General features: G+C 72.8%; 13 protein-coding genes and 1 pseudogene. 8 read left to right on the top strand and 6 right to left on the bottom strand.

The genetic code is table 11. The features are described from left to right. Positions 1 to 213: 213 nt before the first annotated feature. Entirely contained in the window at positions 214 to 1380 is a 1167-nt protein-coding gene (locus tag AB0N31_RS17355; protein ID WP_366059223.1) for a mannosyltransferase family protein, read from the bottom strand. A gap of 256 nt (positions 1381 to 1636) precedes the next feature. Here AB0N31_RS17355 and AB0N31_RS17350 point away from each other — a divergent pair, with 256 nt between their 5' ends. Then, positions 1637 to 3232, top strand: a complete 1596-nt coding sequence (locus AB0N31_RS17350; protein WP_366059222.1) for an MFS transporter — start codon at positions 1637 to 1639, stop codon at positions 3230 to 3232. 182 nt (positions 3233 to 3414) lie between these two features. After that, positions 3415 to 4620 (top strand): acyl-CoA dehydrogenase family protein, encoded by a 1206-nt coding sequence (locus AB0N31_RS17345; RefSeq protein WP_366059221.1) that lies wholly within the window; start codon positions 3415 to 3417, stop codon positions 4618 to 4620. 36 nt (positions 4621 to 4656) lie between these two features. On the opposite strand, the gene AB0N31_RS17340 is transcribed toward AB0N31_RS17345, so the two are convergent. Beyond that, entirely contained in the window at positions 4657 to 5094 is a 438-nt protein-coding gene (locus AB0N31_RS17340) for a cell division protein SepF (protein WP_363092731.1), read from the bottom strand. A 365-nt stretch (positions 5095 to 5459) separates the two neighbouring features. Between AB0N31_RS17340 and AB0N31_RS17335 the strand changes: the two genes are divergently transcribed. The 3 genes from AB0N31_RS17335 to AB0N31_RS17325 all read left to right on the top strand — a co-directional run bounded on the left by AB0N31_RS17335 (position 5460) and on the right by AB0N31_RS17325 (position 9501). Then, positions 5460 to 6641 (top strand): DUF5685 family protein, encoded by a 1182-nt coding sequence (locus AB0N31_RS17335; RefSeq protein ID WP_366059220.1) that lies wholly within the window; start codon positions 5460 to 5462, stop codon positions 6639 to 6641. A gap of 547 nt (positions 6642 to 7188) precedes the next feature. Continuing rightward, positions 7189 to 8094 carry a S1 family peptidase gene (locus tag AB0N31_RS17330; RefSeq protein ID WP_366059219.1) on the top strand — a complete coding sequence of 302 codons (906 nt, stop codon included), beginning with the start codon at positions 7189 to 7191 and terminating at the stop codon, positions 8092 to 8094. Between the two features lie 324 nt (positions 8095 to 8418). After that, on the top strand, positions 8419 to 9501 hold the full coding sequence (locus tag AB0N31_RS17325; RefSeq protein ID WP_366059218.1) for a S1 family peptidase: 1083 nt from the start codon (positions 8419 to 8421) through the stop codon (positions 9499 to 9501). A gap of 151 nt (positions 9502 to 9652) precedes the next feature. Here AB0N31_RS17325 and AB0N31_RS17320 read toward each other — a convergent pair whose 3' ends face one another. Beyond that, complete coding sequence (locus AB0N31_RS17320; RefSeq protein ID WP_366059217.1) at positions 9653 to 10690, bottom strand: DUF3533 domain-containing protein; 1038 nt, start codon at positions 10688 to 10690, stop codon at positions 9653 to 9655. Between the two features lie 150 nt (positions 10691 to 10840). Further along, positions 10841 to 11338 (bottom strand): annotated as a pseudogene (locus AB0N31_RS17315) (virginiamycin B lyase); the annotation flags it as partial. Positions 11339 to 11409: 71 nt separating this feature from the next. On the opposite strand from AB0N31_RS17315, the gene AB0N31_RS17310 reads away from it, so the two are divergent. Then, positions 11410 to 11619 carry a hypothetical protein gene (locus AB0N31_RS17310; RefSeq protein WP_366059216.1) on the top strand — a complete coding sequence of 70 codons (210 nt, stop codon included), beginning with the start codon at positions 11410 to 11412 and terminating at the stop codon, positions 11617 to 11619. Here AB0N31_RS17310 and AB0N31_RS17305 read toward each other — a convergent pair. After that, positions 11597 to 11971, bottom strand: a complete 375-nt coding sequence (locus AB0N31_RS17305; protein WP_366059215.1) for a cupin domain-containing protein — start codon at positions 11969 to 11971, stop codon at positions 11597 to 11599. The two genes, AB0N31_RS17310 and AB0N31_RS17305, sit on opposite strands and share 23 nt — an antisense overlap. 98 nt (positions 11972 to 12069) lie before the next feature. Here AB0N31_RS17305 and AB0N31_RS17300 point away from each other — a divergent pair, with 98 nt between their 5' ends. Further along, complete coding sequence (locus AB0N31_RS17300; protein WP_366059214.1) at positions 12070 to 12513, top strand: MarR family winged helix-turn-helix transcriptional regulator; 444 nt, start codon at positions 12070 to 12072, stop codon at positions 12511 to 12513. A 171-nt stretch (positions 12514 to 12684) separates the two neighbouring features. Next, positions 12685 to 13560: an alpha/beta fold hydrolase gene (locus tag AB0N31_RS17295; protein WP_366059213.1), complete on the top strand. Its 876-nt coding sequence runs from the start codon at positions 12685 to 12687 to the stop codon at positions 13558 to 13560. 64 nt (positions 13561 to 13624) lie between these two features. On the opposite strand, the gene AB0N31_RS17290 is transcribed toward AB0N31_RS17295, so the two are convergent. Next, a complete protein-coding gene (locus tag AB0N31_RS17290) occupies positions 13625 to 14680 on the bottom strand; it encodes a lytic polysaccharide monooxygenase (protein WP_366059212.1) in 1056 nt (351 codons plus the stop codon). Positions 14681 to 14693 lie beyond the last annotated feature (13 nt).

The following is a 14693-nucleotide window of genomic DNA, read 5'->3' as shown; positions in this document are numbered from 1 at the left end:
GCAGTTACCTGCCGAATCCACGGCTTTGTGATGACGATGTGATGTGGGATTGCTCTCAGGAGGGCGACTATTCCGCTGGAATCCGCAATCCCTGCACTGCGTTCCCCGTAATTCTTTTGATCATTCTGGGGGATGGTTTTGGCTTACTTATGAATGTGTTCACCGAATGCACCGCCGCCATTCTCCGTTCGCTCATCCGCCCGGCGGGACGGCTCAGGGCGGACCGGAGCCGTTCAGCCACCACGCGCCGTACACGGCCGACGCCGCCGCGACACCGCCGACGACCAGGGCCGATCGCCGGAGCCGCAGCCGCGCGAGGGCCGTGGCGAGGGGGAACAGCAACGGGAAGGCGGGCAGCAGCAGACGCGGCTTCGAGCCGAAGTAGCTGGAGGCGCACAGCGCGAGCGCGAGGACGATCCCCGTGTGGATCAGCAGGGGGAGGGGCTGGCGTCCGCGTACGCAGGCGACGTGGAGCCGGATCAGCAGGGCGACACCGACGACCAGGGCGAGACCGGCGAAGGCCGAGGGAACCGACGTGAACTTGGCGATGATGAATCGGGCGAAGGCGTGACCGCCGTCGAAGCCGTTGCGCCAGCCCGCCTGGACGTCGAGATAGCCGAGCGGACCCCGCCCGGTGCGGTGGCCGACCCAGAGGACGTAGCCGGCGGCGCCCAGGGGGGCGAGGAGAAGACCCAGGGCGCGCGGGGCGATGCGTGCGCCCGGCGCGTCCGCCGCACTCCGCTCTCGCACGAACGAGACCACGCCCGCCGCCCACACCGCCGCCACCACGGCGATCCCCACCGGACGGGTCAGCCCGGCGAGCGACGCCAGCAGGCCCGCGGTCACCCAGCGGCCGGTGAGGACCGCGTACAGCGACCAGGCGGCCAGCGCGGTGAACAACGACTCGCTGTACGCCATCGACTGCACGATCCCGACCGGCAGCACCGCCCACAGCAGCACCGCGCACCCCCCGGCCCGGCGCCCGTACAGACGGTCGGCGACCGCGAAGATCCCCCAGGCCGCGGCGAGCGAGGCGGTCAGGGAGACGGCGAAACCGGCGTCGGCGTACGACAGCGGTGTCAGCTCCGCGACCAGCCGCTCCAGCCACGGCAGCAGCGGGAAGAAGGCGAGGTTGGAGTGGACGTCGCCGTTCGGCAGGCGCACCTCGTAGCCGTACCCCAGTTCGGCGACCCGGGTGTACCACAAGGAGTCCCAGCGGGCCGTCAGCAAGGTGTACGCGTTCTTGTCCCGCGCGGCGCTCCACACCGCCAGGGCGAGCAGCCCCAGCGCGCGCACGGCCGCGTACCCCAGGAGAGCGGGGGCCGCCCGGCGCAGGGACGGGGGGCCGGGCGGCGCCACCCGGGTCTCGAGATCGGTCACGGGGCGATTATCGGCGGCACCCGGAAACGGAGGGTGCGCCGGGGTGCGACGGCCCGTGAGGGGAGTGGCGTACGCCACATGTTCGGCGGGGAACTGTGAGAGGTCCGCCACGTGGCCGACGCGCGAACTCGCGTACGCTGCGTGTCACTCGTCGTTCGTTGCGCGGGCCGGAGACCACCGCTCCTCTCCGGCCGAGCCCCGGGGAGTCCCCACCCCGCGAGCCCGCCGGACCGAGGAAACTCTGGGAGGTACGTTCATGTCCGGGACGACCACGGCCGCCGTTCGGTGGCGCCGTCGGGCGGCCGGGGCCGGTGCCAACCGCTGGGTCGTGCTGGTGGTGCTGTGCGTCAGTCTGCTCCTGGTCGCCGTCGATGCGACCGTGCTGCACGTGGCGGTGCCCGCCGTCACCGAGGACCTCCGGCCCGGCGCGATCGAACTGCTCTGGATCGTCGACACCTATCCCCTGGTCTGCGCCTCGCTGCTGATCCTGTTCGGCACGCTCGGCGACAGGGTCGGCCGCAGAAGGGTGCTGCTGCTCGGTTACGCGCTGTTCGGCGTGGCCTCCGCGCTCGCGGCGTTCGCCGGAAGCGCGGAGGTGCTCGTCCTCGCGCGGGCCCTGCTGGGTGTCGGCGGCGCGATGATCATGCCCGCGACGCTGTCCATCCTGCGCCAGGTCTTCCCCGACCGGCGGGAGCGGGCGCTGGCCATCGGCATCTGGAGCGCCGTGGCCGCGGTCGGCGCGGCGGTCGGGCCGCTGCTCGGCGGCTTCCTGCTGGAGCACTTCTGGTGGGGCTCGGTCTTCCTCGTCAACATCCCCCTGATGCTGGTCAGCCTGCCGGTGGGCCGGCTGCTGCTGCCCGAGTCCAAGGGCGCCGGGGAGGGGCCGTGGGACGTCGTGGGCGCGCTGACGGCCGCCGCCGGACTGTTCGGCGCCGTCCTGGGCGTGAAGCGGCTGGGCAGCGGCGAACTGGGTCCGCTCACCCTGGTGCCGCTGGCCGTGGGCGCGCTGCTGATCGTGCTGTTCGTACGGCGGCAGCGACGGCGCGCGCATCCACTGGTGGACCTGCGCATGTTCGCGCGGCCCGCGTTCAGTACGGCGGTGGGGTGCATCGTGCTGGCGATGCTGGCGCTGGTGGGTCTGGAACTGATCGCGGCGCAGTACCTCCAGTTGGTGCTGGACCTGTCCCCGCTGGAGACGGGGCTGCGACTGCTGCCGCTGACCTTCGCGGCGATGGCCGCGGGACTCGCCGGGGCGCGGCTGCTGCGGCGATTCGGGCCGCGGCGGATGGTGTGCGCCGGGTTCTGCCTCACCGCCGCGGCGGTCGTCACCCTGACCGCGATGGGCGGGGCGGACAACCCGGCGCTGCTGCTGGTCGGCTTCCTGCTGCTCGGGTTCGGGCTGGAGACGACGCTGTTCGGGGCGTACGAGTCGATGCTGAGCGAGGCGCCGCCGGAGCAGGCGGGCGGGGCGGCGGCGATCGGCGAGACGTCGTACCAGCTGGGGGCCGGGATCGGGATCGCGCTGCTGGGCAGCGTGATGAACGCGGCCTACGCGCCGGGGCTGTCGTCGGTGCCGGGGGTGCCGGCCGCGGCGTCGGCCGCGGCGGGGAACTCGCTGGGCGAGGCGTACGAGGTCGCCGGGCGGCTCGGCGGGCCCGCCGGGGAGGTCCTGCGGCAGACGGCGCGGGACTGTTTCGTGCACGGACTGCACGTGACGCTGATGGTGAGCGCGGGGCTGTTGCTGCTGGGCGCGGTGATGGCGCTGCGGCTGCCGCGGGTGATGCAGTGCGAGGCCCCCGCGGTGCGGCTGCCCTCGCCCCGGGAGGTCGGGCAGCCGCGGGTCTCGGCCTGACGGCCGGCCCGTCTCCCACCCGCGCACCGCCCGGGGCGGCCCCCGCGGGTGCGGTGCCGTCGGCGGCCCCGCGTCCGCCACGCGCGTCGTGGGGGCGGGGGCTGGACGGGGTCCGCAGGGCGTCGTAACGTCGGGGGAGTTGCGTGACTAGCGGTGCTAGTTTTCAGGTTTCGGAGGGAATCATGTCGTCGTCCTCGGGGCCCGTGGGGTCCGTGCCGCCTCCTTTCGACCCGTCCGACCCCCTCGGGATCGACGATCTCCTGGACGACGAGGACCTCGCCGTGCGGGACACCGTGCGCTCCTGGGCCGGGGACCGGGTGCTGCCGTACGTCGCCGAGTGGTACGAGAAGGGCGAGCTGCCCCGGATCCGGGAACTGGCGAGGGAGCTGGGCGGGATCGGCGCCCTCGGCATGTCCCTCACGGGCTACGGGTGCGCCGGTGCCACGAACGTGCAGTACGGGCTGGCCTGCCTGGAGCTGGAGGCCGCCGACTCCGGGATCCGCTCGCTCGTCTCCGTCCAGGGCTCCCTCGCCATGTACGCCGTCCACCGGTTCGGCAGCGAGGAGCAGAAGCGGGCCTGGCTGCCGCGCATGGCCGCCGGTGAGGTCATCGGCTGCTTCGGGCTGACCGAGCCCGACCACGGGTCGGACCCCGCCGGCATGCGGACCCATGCCAAGAAGGACGGCTCCGACTGGGTCCTGAACGGGCGCAAGATGTGGATCACCAACGGGTCGGTCGCGGGCGTCGCCGTGGTCTGGGCGCAGACCGAGGACGGCATCCGGGGCTTCGTCGTGCCCGCCGACACCCCCAGGTTCTCCGCGCCCGAGATCAAGCACAAGTGGTCCCTGCGGGCCAGCGTCACCAGCGAACTCGTGCTGGACGACGTACGGCTGCCCGCCGACGCCGTACTGCCGGAGGTCGTCGGGCTCAAGGGCCCGCTCAGCTGTCTGTCCCACGCCCGGTACGGGATCGTCTGGGGCGCCATGGGGGCGGCACGGGCCTGTTTCGAGACCGCCGTCGACTACGCGAAGTCGCGGGAGCAGTTCGGGCGGCCGATCGGTGGGTTCCAGCTCACCCAGGCCAAACTCGCCGACATGGCGGTCGAACTGCACAAGGGGATCCTGCTCGCCCACCACCTGGGGCGGCGCATGGACGCCGGCCGACTGCGTCCCGAACAGGTCAGCTTCGGCAAGCTCAACAACGTGCGGGAGGCGATCGAGATCTGCCGCACGGCGCGGACGATCCTCGGGGCCAACGGGATCTCCCTGGAGTACCCCGTCATGCGGCACGCGACCAATCTCGAGTCGGTGCTGACCTACGAGGGCACCGTCGAGATGCACCAGCTCGTGCTGGGCAAGGCGCTCACCGGACTGGACGCCTTCCGCTGACCCCGGGAGGAGGCAGGGCCGGCGAGCGGCCCTGCCTCAGCTCTGGTTGAAGAAGCCGTCCGCGCGGCGCGCGGCCGGGTCGCCGTTGACGATCTCGGTGTTGGCGGGGCTGAGCAGGAACACCCGGGTCGACACCCGCTCGATCGAGCCACGCAGCCCGAAGATCAGCCCGGCCGCGAAGTCGACCACGCGCTTGGCGTCGGCGGCCTCCATGGCCGTGAGGTTCATGATGACCGGGACACCATCGCGGAACAGCTCGCCGATCGCCCGCGCGTCCCGGAAGCTGTCCGGGGTCACGGTGCCGATCCGGCGGCCCCTCTCCTGGGCCGTGTCGGTGGCGACCTTCACCCGCGGGTCGGTGACCCAGGCGTCTCCGGGGTCGGTCCCCTCGGAATAGTCGTCGTCGTAGTAACGCTCGTCATCGTTGTCGTCGACGAGGCCAAGCCAGGCACTCGCCTTGCGTACCGATCCCATGGACGCCTCCTCTCACAGCGGTCATTCTTGCTTTCCGCATTCCCCATGGTCGTCCATGATGCGGATGTCGCGCCAAGTGGATAGACGCCGCGCGGGGGGTTTGTGACGCTACTGGTGCACAGTCGATCCGTCGAGAGTCCAAGTGCCCCAAGGGTCGCGACTCATACGGCTGCTGACTGTGAGTGAAATATGATTCTTCACGGCGTACGGGTGAGTGGCGGAGCGGACGGGTGAGAAGCGGAGCGGACGGGTGAACCGGGCGCGCCGTTCCCGCGGGGTGAGCGGTCGATACGATGCGGCGGCCGACGGCGGTCTCCATGGCCGCTCGACGTCGCAGGGATCGACACACATCACGGGGGATCGACATGTTCGGGATCGTCAGGCCGTGCCGGCACCGGCTCGGTGAGGGGCTCAGGACCCAGTGGATGGCGCATCTGTGCGGGCTCTGCCTCGCCCTGCGGCGCGATCACGGACAGTTCGCGCGGATCGTCACCAACTACGACGGCCTGCTCGTCTCCGTCCTGACGGAGGCTCAGGCCGAACGGACCGAGGGCGCGCGGCGTACGGCCGGGCCCTGTCCGTTGCGCGGTATGCGCTCCGCGTCCGTCGCACAGGGTGAGGGGGCCCGGCTCGCGGCGGCGGTCTCGCTGGTGCTGGCCGCCGCCAAGGTGCGCGACCACGTCGCCGACGGGGACGGGCTGCTGGCACGCCGCCCGGTCGCCCTGGCCGCGCGCCGGGTGGCCACGGGCTGGGGGCGGGCGGGCGCGCGCGGCGGCTCAGCCGTCGGCTTCGACACGGCCGTCCTGGTGGACGCCGTGGACCGGCAGGTCGGCATCGAGGCACTCGCCGGGCCCGGCACACCGTTGCTGACCGTCACCGAGCCGACCGAGACGGCCACCGCCGAGGCCTTCGCCCACACCGCGGTCCTGGCGGGTCGGCCCGGCAACGCCGGGCCGCTCGCCGAGGCCGGTCGTCTCTTCGGCCGGCTCGCGCACCTGCTGGACGCCGTGGAGGACCGGGAGACCGACGCCGCGTCCGGCGCCTGGAACCCGCTCACGGCCACCGGGACCTCCCTCGCGGAGGCGCGGCGGCTCGCGGACGACGCCGTGCACGGGATCCGGCTGGCGCTGCGCGACGCCGAGTTCACGGACGCCAGGCTCGCCCACGTGCTGCTCGTGCACGAGTTGCGCACCTCTGTGGACCGGGCCTTCGGCACCGCCTCGTGCGGACACGCGCCCGCGCCGGAGCAGTACGGGCCGCCGCCGGGCAACCCCTACGCCCCGTCCGGCCCCGGCGGTCCGCCGCCCTCGCGGCCGCCGCACCGGGACCGGCGCGGACTGCTCGCCGGGTGCCTGGTGTGGGCGGGCCTCGCCTGCACGTGCCAGATGTGCTGCGGCACGTACGAGGACCCGTGGACCCGGGAGCCCAAGGAAGGGCTGTGCCAGCGCTGCGACTGCGACAACTGCTCGGACTGCTGCGACTGCTGTGACTGCTGCGGGAAGTGCGGTGACGGCTGCTGCTGCGACGGCTGCGGCTGCGACTGCTGAACCGCGCCTGGCGCAGGTGCCGTCGGTGATCGGCTTGCCGGCGGCCCCCGGCGTGGCCGACGCCGGCGACGGTCCCGCCCGCCGCCCCTCGCCCGGTACGCCGATGCCGTACCGGCGCGGGGCACGAGCCGGACGCGGGCCCGGCCGGCCGGTCCGTACGCGGGAGGGCCGGCGGGATGTCCGGAGGGGTTGCTTCCGGACATCCGGTGGCGCGGGTGGCCGAAGGGGCGGGAGCGGTGTCCGCGGCGTCGGCGCCGGGGCGCCGACGCCCTTGTGCACGAACCGAGTTGCTCTGTACCAAGGCGCTTCGTGCCGGGCGGCGGGAAGCACTCCGGGCGGGCGGCCGGGGCCCGGCGCGCACGGGTGGTTCAAGGATCGACGGCCGAAAGGCGCCCTTGCGCCGACCGGCCGTTCGGCCGAATACTCCCCCTCAGCGCTTGTCAGGGGCATGGCCTGTTCGGAATCCGGACACCCGATGGCCCTCGACTGCGCCTCACGGGCCCCGACCCCACGCGGGCCCCCGATTTCCCCTGGGAGGGAACGAAACGTGAGGATCAAGCGCACCACCCCCACCAACGGCATCACGAGACGCACCCGGCTGATCGCCGTCACCACCGGTCTCGTGGCCGCCGCCGCCGTCGCCATCCCCCACGCGAACGCCGCGGACAGCACCCCCTTCAGCACCGCCGAACTCAAGAGCGCCGGCAGCGCGGTGCTCAAGGCCGACGTCCCGGGCACCGCCTGGGCGGTCGACAGCAAGACCAACCGGCTCGTCGTCACCGTCGACAGCACGGTGTCCCAGGCCGAGATCGCGAAGATCAAGGAGCAGGCGGGCGGCAACGCCGACGCCCTGACGATCAAGCGGACCGAGGGCAAGTTCCAGAAGTACATCCAGGGCGGCGACGCCATCTATGCGAGTAGCTGGCGCTGCTCCCTCGGCTTCAACGTCCGCGACAGCGCGGGCAACTACTACTTCCTGACGGCCGGTCACTGCACCGACGGCGCCGGCACGTGGTGGTCCAACTCGTCGCACACCACGACGCTCGGCACCACGGCGGGCTCGAGCTTCCCGACGAACGACTACGGCATCGTCCGGTACACCAACACCTCGGTCGCCAAGGCGGGCACCGCCGGCGGGGTGGACATCACCAGCGCGGGCACCCCGTCCGTGGGCACCACCGTCTACCGTGACGGCTCGACCACCGGCACCCACAGCGGACGGGTCACCGCGCTCAACGCGACCGTCAACTACGGTGGCGGCGACGTCGTCTACGGCATGATCCAGACCAACGTCTGCGCCGAGGGCGGCGACTCCGGCGGCTCGCTCTACGGCAGCAACGGCGTGGCCTACGGCCTGACCTCCGGCGGCAGCGGCAACTGCACCTCCGGCGGCACGACGTTCTTCCAGCCCGTGGTGGAGGCGCTGAACGCGTACGGCGTCAGCGTCTTCTAGCCCGGACGCACGGCCTTCGGCCGACAGCAGAGGAGCCCCCGCACGCGCTCGGCGTGCGGGGGCTCCCGCGCGTCCGCGGGGGGCTGCGGGGAGCGACGGTATTTGCAATTCGAACCACTCTCGCCGCGGCCCGAGTCGGCCGCCGGTCGGGCCCCCGGGGTGGTGAAGGCGGGAAGGGCGCGCGGTGTTCACCCTGTGCGCGTCCACGGTTCGACCTTGTGTGCTCCCTGTGCGGTTCGGAAGAGTGGGCGCCCGTCAACCCAGCCTTCCGGGCCGGGCGGCCCCCACCGCCGTCCGCCCCGTCCCCCCACAGGAGGAACCGAGTTGAAGCACCGGCGCATACCTGGGCGACGGGCCGTCATGACCGGAGCGGGCATCGCCGCTCTCGTCGCCGCGGGTGTCACCTTCCAGACTGCGAACGCCAGCGAAACCCGAAGCACCCCCGAGCCCCGGCTGCTCTCCGCCCTCGCGGCCGGAAAGCTCGGCTCGACGCTCCGCGCCGACCTCGGCGCCGACGCGGCCGGCCTCTACTACGACGCGCGGAGCAAGAACCTCGTGGTGAACGTGCTCGACGAGGCCGCCGTGAAGACCGTCGAGACGGCCGGCGCCAAGGCCAGACTCGTCCAGAACTCCCTCGCCGAACTGACGAGCGCCCGCACGACGCTCAAGGAGGACGCGACCGTCCCGGGCACCGCCTGGGTGACGGACCCGACCACCAACAAGGTGGTCGTCACCGCCGACCGCACGGTCTCCGCCGCCGAGTGGGCCCAGCTCACCGAGGTCGTCGAGGGCCTCGGTGAGAAGGCCGAACTCCGCCGCACCAAGGGTGAGTTCAAACTCTTCGTGGCCGGTGGCGACGCGATCACCGGAGGCGGCGGGCGCTGCTCGCTCGGCTTCAACGTGGTCAAGGGCGGCGAGCCCTACTTCCTGACCGCCGGTCACTGCACCGAGTCCATCTCGACCTGGGCGGACTCCTCCGGTGCCGAGATCGGCACCAACGAGACCTCCAGCTTCCCCGGCGACGACTACGGCCTGGTCAAGTACACGGCCGGGGTCGACCACCCGAGCGAGGTGAACCTCTACAACGGCTCGGCCCGGGCGATCACCGGCGCCGCCGAGGCCACCGTCGGCATGAAGGTCACCCGCAGCGGCTCGACGACCCAGGTGCACGACGGCACGGTCACCGGTCTGGACGCCACCGTGAACTACGGCAACGGGGACATCGTCAACGGCCTCGTCCAGACCGACGTCTGCGCCGAGCCGGGCGACAGCGGCGGCTCCCTCTTCGCGGGCGCCAGCGCGATCGGCCTCACCTCCGGCGGCAGCGGCGACTGCACCTCGGGCGGGGAGACGTTCTTCCAGCCGGTCACGGAGGCGCTGTCGGCGACGGGCACCCGGATCGGCTGACGCCTTCGGTCTCCGGTCCCGGCTGGGCCTCACAGGCCCTGTTCGACCAGGTGGGCGGCTTCGCGGCGGCCCCCGGCCCGGGCCCCGGCCGGGAGGAGTCCCGCCCCGTGCGACGAACAGGGGGGCGGGACTTCCGCGTCGTGCCCACGCCTCAGGGACCGGCTCGCCGGGTGCGCAGGGCCGTCGCCAGCAGGGTGATCGCGGTTCCGGCGACCGCCCACGCCGACAGGACCAGCAGGGCGGACGTCATGGCGTTGCCATCGAAGTACGCGATCGACCGCGCGGCCCAGGTGCCCGCGCCCGGCGGCAGGGCCGGGCCGATCGCCTTCCAGAAGGGCGGCAGCAGCGGGGGCGGGAGGGCGCCGCCCGCGCTCGGGTTGCCCAGGATCACCACGATCAGGATGGCCAGGCCGATGCCGGCGAGCCCGAAGAGGGCCTGGCAGGCGAGGGTGGCCGCGCCGACCGCGAAGACGATCAGGGTGCCGAGTCCCCAGAGGGCCGGGAAGCTGCCGGGCAGCGCGCCCAGGACCGGCCCGGCGATCAGGGCGCCGCCGAGTCCGCCGAGGAGTGCGACGAGAACCATGGCGGCGAGCCGGATCGTCGCCCGTCGCGGCGTGGAACGGGCGGCGCCCGCACTGATCGTCATGATCGACGCGCAGAGGTAGCCGCCCACGCACCAGCCCACGGTCACGTAGAAGGACGACAGTCCGTTGGCATCGCTCGTGCCGGCCGGGGCCACGTCGACGGTCCGTACCGTGCGGCCCTCGGACTTCTCCACGCGAACGGTGAGCGTCTCCAGGGTGGTGGCCAGCACCCGGCCGCCGCCGGTGGCGACCAGGAGGGTGTCGGCGGTGCCGGCCGGGCCGACGATCAGTGCGCCGTCGATCTTCCGGTCCAGGATCTGCTTCCTGGCCGTCGCCCGGTCGGCCACCGCTCGCGGGTCCAGCGGCCCGCCCGGGAGCCCCGCCAGCCGGGTCACCGTCCGCTCGGCCACGGCCTGGGGCGCGACGACTCCGAAGGGCACGTCCCTGGGGCGCGGGTCGTGCAGTGCGCCCACGTAGGAGGCGATGAAGAGCAGGTGCAGGGCGAGCACGCCGATGACCAGCAGGGTGGCGCGCGGGGTGACCGCGTCCTCCACCTCGGCGAGGAAGGGACGATCGGGACGGGGGGCGCCGACGGCCTGTGACATGTCCCAACCGTCCGGCTCCGAGGACGTTCGCGCAGGGGGGAGGCGGCCGAACGGATGGCGTACGCAGGTTCGGGTCTGTTCGTCGGCAGTCGTCCGTCCCGAGGTCTACGGTTCCACCCGCGCGACACCTCCCGTCTCCAGGGCCGCCCGGAGAGCGCCGTCGGGCCCCAGGGTGATGCCGTGCGGCTCGGACGACGGTGACGGCAGGCCGTGCTCGGCGATCTCGCCGCCGTCGGTGATGCGGCCGATCCGGCCGGTGTTCATCTCCGTGAACCACATCGCCTCGTCCGGACCGGCAGAGATACCGAAGGGCCCGCCGCCGGGCGTCGGTACGGGACAGGATTCCGTGTCACCGTCGACGGTGACACGGCCGATCCGGGGGTCCTGAGACCGGGTGAACCACAGTGCCCCGTCGGGCCCAGGGGCGATGACGGCAGGACGGCACGCAGGCGAGTCCAGGGGGTGTTCGGTGAGTTCACCGTCGAGGGTGAGACGCGCGATGCGCCCACTGTGCGTGAACGTGAGCCACAGCCCGCCGTCCGGTCCGGTCGCGACACCGTAGGGCCCAGCCTCCTTGTCCGCCACGGAGATCTCCCTGGTGGACGGGGCATCAGAACGGTGCGCACCAACTCCTCGAGGGGCGGGGATCGATCGACGTTCCCGGCCGATGCCGCAGCTCGGTTCGGACGGGACGCCACGTCCGTCCAGGCCGCGGTGTCGTGTCCGCTGCCGTGGGCAAGCAGCGCCCGGAACCGGCCGTGATCCTGCTCGGCACCGGGGACGCGCGGATCAGCTGCAGCGGGTACGACGAGTCGCCGTACCGGAGGACCGCCCATGACGACGCGGGCCGCAACTGGGTGGGCCGCCTGCTGGAGCTGGTCCGCTCCGAGGCGTTCGCCGCCGGGGTCAGTTCGCCCACGGGGGAGTGAGCAGGGTTCCGTCGGCCAGTTCCGCCGTCAGGCCGACGGAGGTGGTGACCCAGGTGAGCGCGGTGTGATCGGTGGGGTTCTCCACGCTCAGGGTCGACCCGGCGTTGACGATCACGGTGTCGCCCGCACCCACCCGCTCGGTGCGGCCGTCGAGCGTGAGGGTCAGCTCGCCGACGAGGACGTGGAGGATCTCCTCCCGGCTGACGGTGTGCGCGGGAGCCTTCGTCCCCGGCGGGATCTCGCCCCGCCAGGCGGCCAGCTCCTTGCTGCCGGTGCCGGGAGTCGCGTACGAGACGAAGCGGGCGCCGTGGATCTCGTGCGTCACGGCGTCGGAGGAACGGACGAACGGCATGGGTGTCTCCTCGAAATATGGTCAAGCTGCTTGACTAAATGGGCTGTGTTCATAGTCAAGCCGCTTGACCGGAACGTCAAGGGTGTTTGAATGCGGGCGTGCAGAAATCCGAAGCCCTCGCCCTGGCCGCCGCCCTGCTCGCCGCGGCCGGCGATCTCACGCGGCGCATCGACGACGGCGTGGAGGCGCGCGGTTTCGAGGGGCGGCCCGCCTACGGCTTCGCCTTCGCGCGGCTCGCTCCGGACGGGGCGACCGTCACCGAGCTGGCCGCGCACCTCGGGGTGACCAAGCAGGCCGCCAGTCAGCTCGTCGACGAGCTGGTCCGCAAGGGGTACGCCGAGCGGCGGCCGCATCCCGTGGACGCGCGCGCCCGGCTGGTCGTCCTCACCGAACGGGGCCGGGACTGCACCCGCGCCGCGGAGGAGGCCGCCGCCGACGCCGTACGGGCCTGGACCGAGGTCCTCGGGGAGGGTGAGGTGCGCGTGCTGTGCGACCGTTTGGCGCGAATCGCCCCCTGCGGCCCGCTCAGGCCCACCTGGTGACCCGGCGTCAGGCGCCTCCGCCGCCGTCGGGCGCCGCCGGAAGTTTTACCGACGCGTAACTTCACACTTCACCTACTCGCCCGTAACTTGACGGGTGAACAGCATCCTTGTGATCCGGATCACCAGGCGTAAGGCCGTCGAACCTCCCTTGAGCCGCGAGGAGATCACGCGATGCTGCCCTGGAAACGCCTGCTCAGACCGCTCACCGCCCTGCTGCTGGCGATCGCGGCCACCGCCGTCCCCGCCGCCACGGCCGCGGCCACCGCCCACGCCGCCACCGCCTTGAGCCGAGGAGGCTGGAACGACTACGACTGCGAGCCCTCCGCCGCCCACCCCCGCCCCGTCGTCCTCGTCCACGGCACCTTCGGCAACTCCGTCGACAACTGGCTCGGCCTCGCGCCGTACCTGAAGCACCGCGGGTACTGCGTCTTCTCCCTCGACTACGGCCAGTTGCCCGGCGTCCCCCTCCTCCACGGCCTCGGCCCCGTCGACAGGTCGGCGGAACAGCTGTCCGCCTACGTCGACAGGGTCCTCGCCGCGACCGGCGCCACCGAGACCGACCTGGTCGGCCACTCGCAGGGCGGCATGATGCCCCGCTACTACCTCAAGTTCCTCGGCGGAGCCGCCAAGGTGAACGCCCTCGTCGGCATCGCCCCCAGCAGCCACGGCACCACCCTCGCCGGGCTGACCAACCTGCTGCCCTTCTTCCCCGGCGCCGAGGACCTCCTCACCGCCGCCACCCCGGCCCTCGCCCAGCAGATCGTCGGCTCCGACTTCATGACGAAGCTGAACGAGGGCGGCGACACCGTCCCCGGCGTCCGCTACACCGTCATCGCGACCCGGTACGACGAGGTGGTGACGCCGCACCGGACGCAGTTCCTGAGCGGGCCGAACGTCAGGAACGTCCTCGTCCAGGACCTCTGCCCGCTCGACCTGTCCGAGCACGCGCTGCTCGGACTGACCGACCGGATCGCCTTCCACGAGGTGGCCAACGCGCTCGACCCGGCCCACGCCGCCCCCACCACCTGCGCGTCCGTCCTCGGCTGACGGAGGTGGTTCCGCCGGGGCCTGTCCGGCCTGAGCCGCCGGTCAGGCCCCGGAGTCCGTCGGGTCAGCGGCCGCTCCGGCCACCGCCCACCGCACGCCGCCGCACCGACGCGAACAGCACGCCCGCCCCCAGTGCCAGGACGGCCGCCCCGCCGACCGCGAGGTACGGCGTGCTGCCGTCGCCGCCGGTCTCGGCGAGACCGCCGCCGGTCCCGGCCGCCTTCGGCTCGTTCGCCTCGGGGGCGGGGGACACCGACGTCGGGTCCGTCGTGGTGGCGGGGTCGTCGTCGCCGTGACCGCCGTGCTCGACCGTCGACTTGTCGGCCCCCTCCTCGATCTGCTCCTCGGACGGTGCGGACGCGGCCGGCGCCGGGGCGGAGCCGCCGGTCGAGCCGCCGGTGGAACCACTCGCGGAACCCGCCGGGGCGGCGCCGGCGGAACCGCCCTGCGAGCCGCTCCCGGAACCGCTCTCCGCCCCGCCGAAGGTGACGTCCGAGCAGGAGTAGAACGCCTCCGGGCTGTCCGAGCGCTGCCACACCGCGTACAGCACATGCCGCCCCGAACGCTCGGGCAGCGTGCCGGAGAACGTGTAGAAACCGCCTGCCGCGACCGGGTCGGTGGCCGTCGCCACCGGATGCTCCAGATCCAGGTCGGCCCAGGCCAGCGGCTGCGCCGGGTCGTAACCCGGCTTGGTGACGTACACCGTGAAGGTGCCCTTGTGCGGGGCGGTCACCCGGTACTTGAAGGTGGAGGCCCCGCCGCGCACGCTCGTCGCCGGCCAGTCCGCGCGGGCCAGGTCGAGGCCCTTGAACGCGGCGTTGTTCGCGCTGCACAGCCTGCCGTCCGGGATCAGCTCCCGGTGCCGGCCGGCGGCGTCGCCGATGCGGATGCCGTTCCAGTCGTACAGCGCCTGTGTCCCGCCCGCCGCGACCGCCGCCCTGCAGGCGTCCGACCGCGGACTCTCGGGGCCCTCCGCGTAACACTGCGCGACGCGGCTGACCGGGTCGCCCATCGAGCCGTGCGCGGCCGCGGGACTCGCGACCAGCACGGACAGCGCGGTCAGGGCCGGCGGGGTCAGGCCCAGGGCGGCGACGGCGGCGGCCTTGCGGCGTGCGGGCATGGGGGATCTCCTC

Source organism: Streptomyces sp. NPDC051051, assembly GCF_040682975.1.
In the GTDB taxonomy this organism is placed as follows: Bacteria; Actinomycetota; Actinomycetes; order Streptomycetales; family Streptomycetaceae; genus Streptomyces.
Note: the sequence above shows the minus strand (reverse complement) of the source record. Positions and strands in the feature narration are given on the sequence as shown.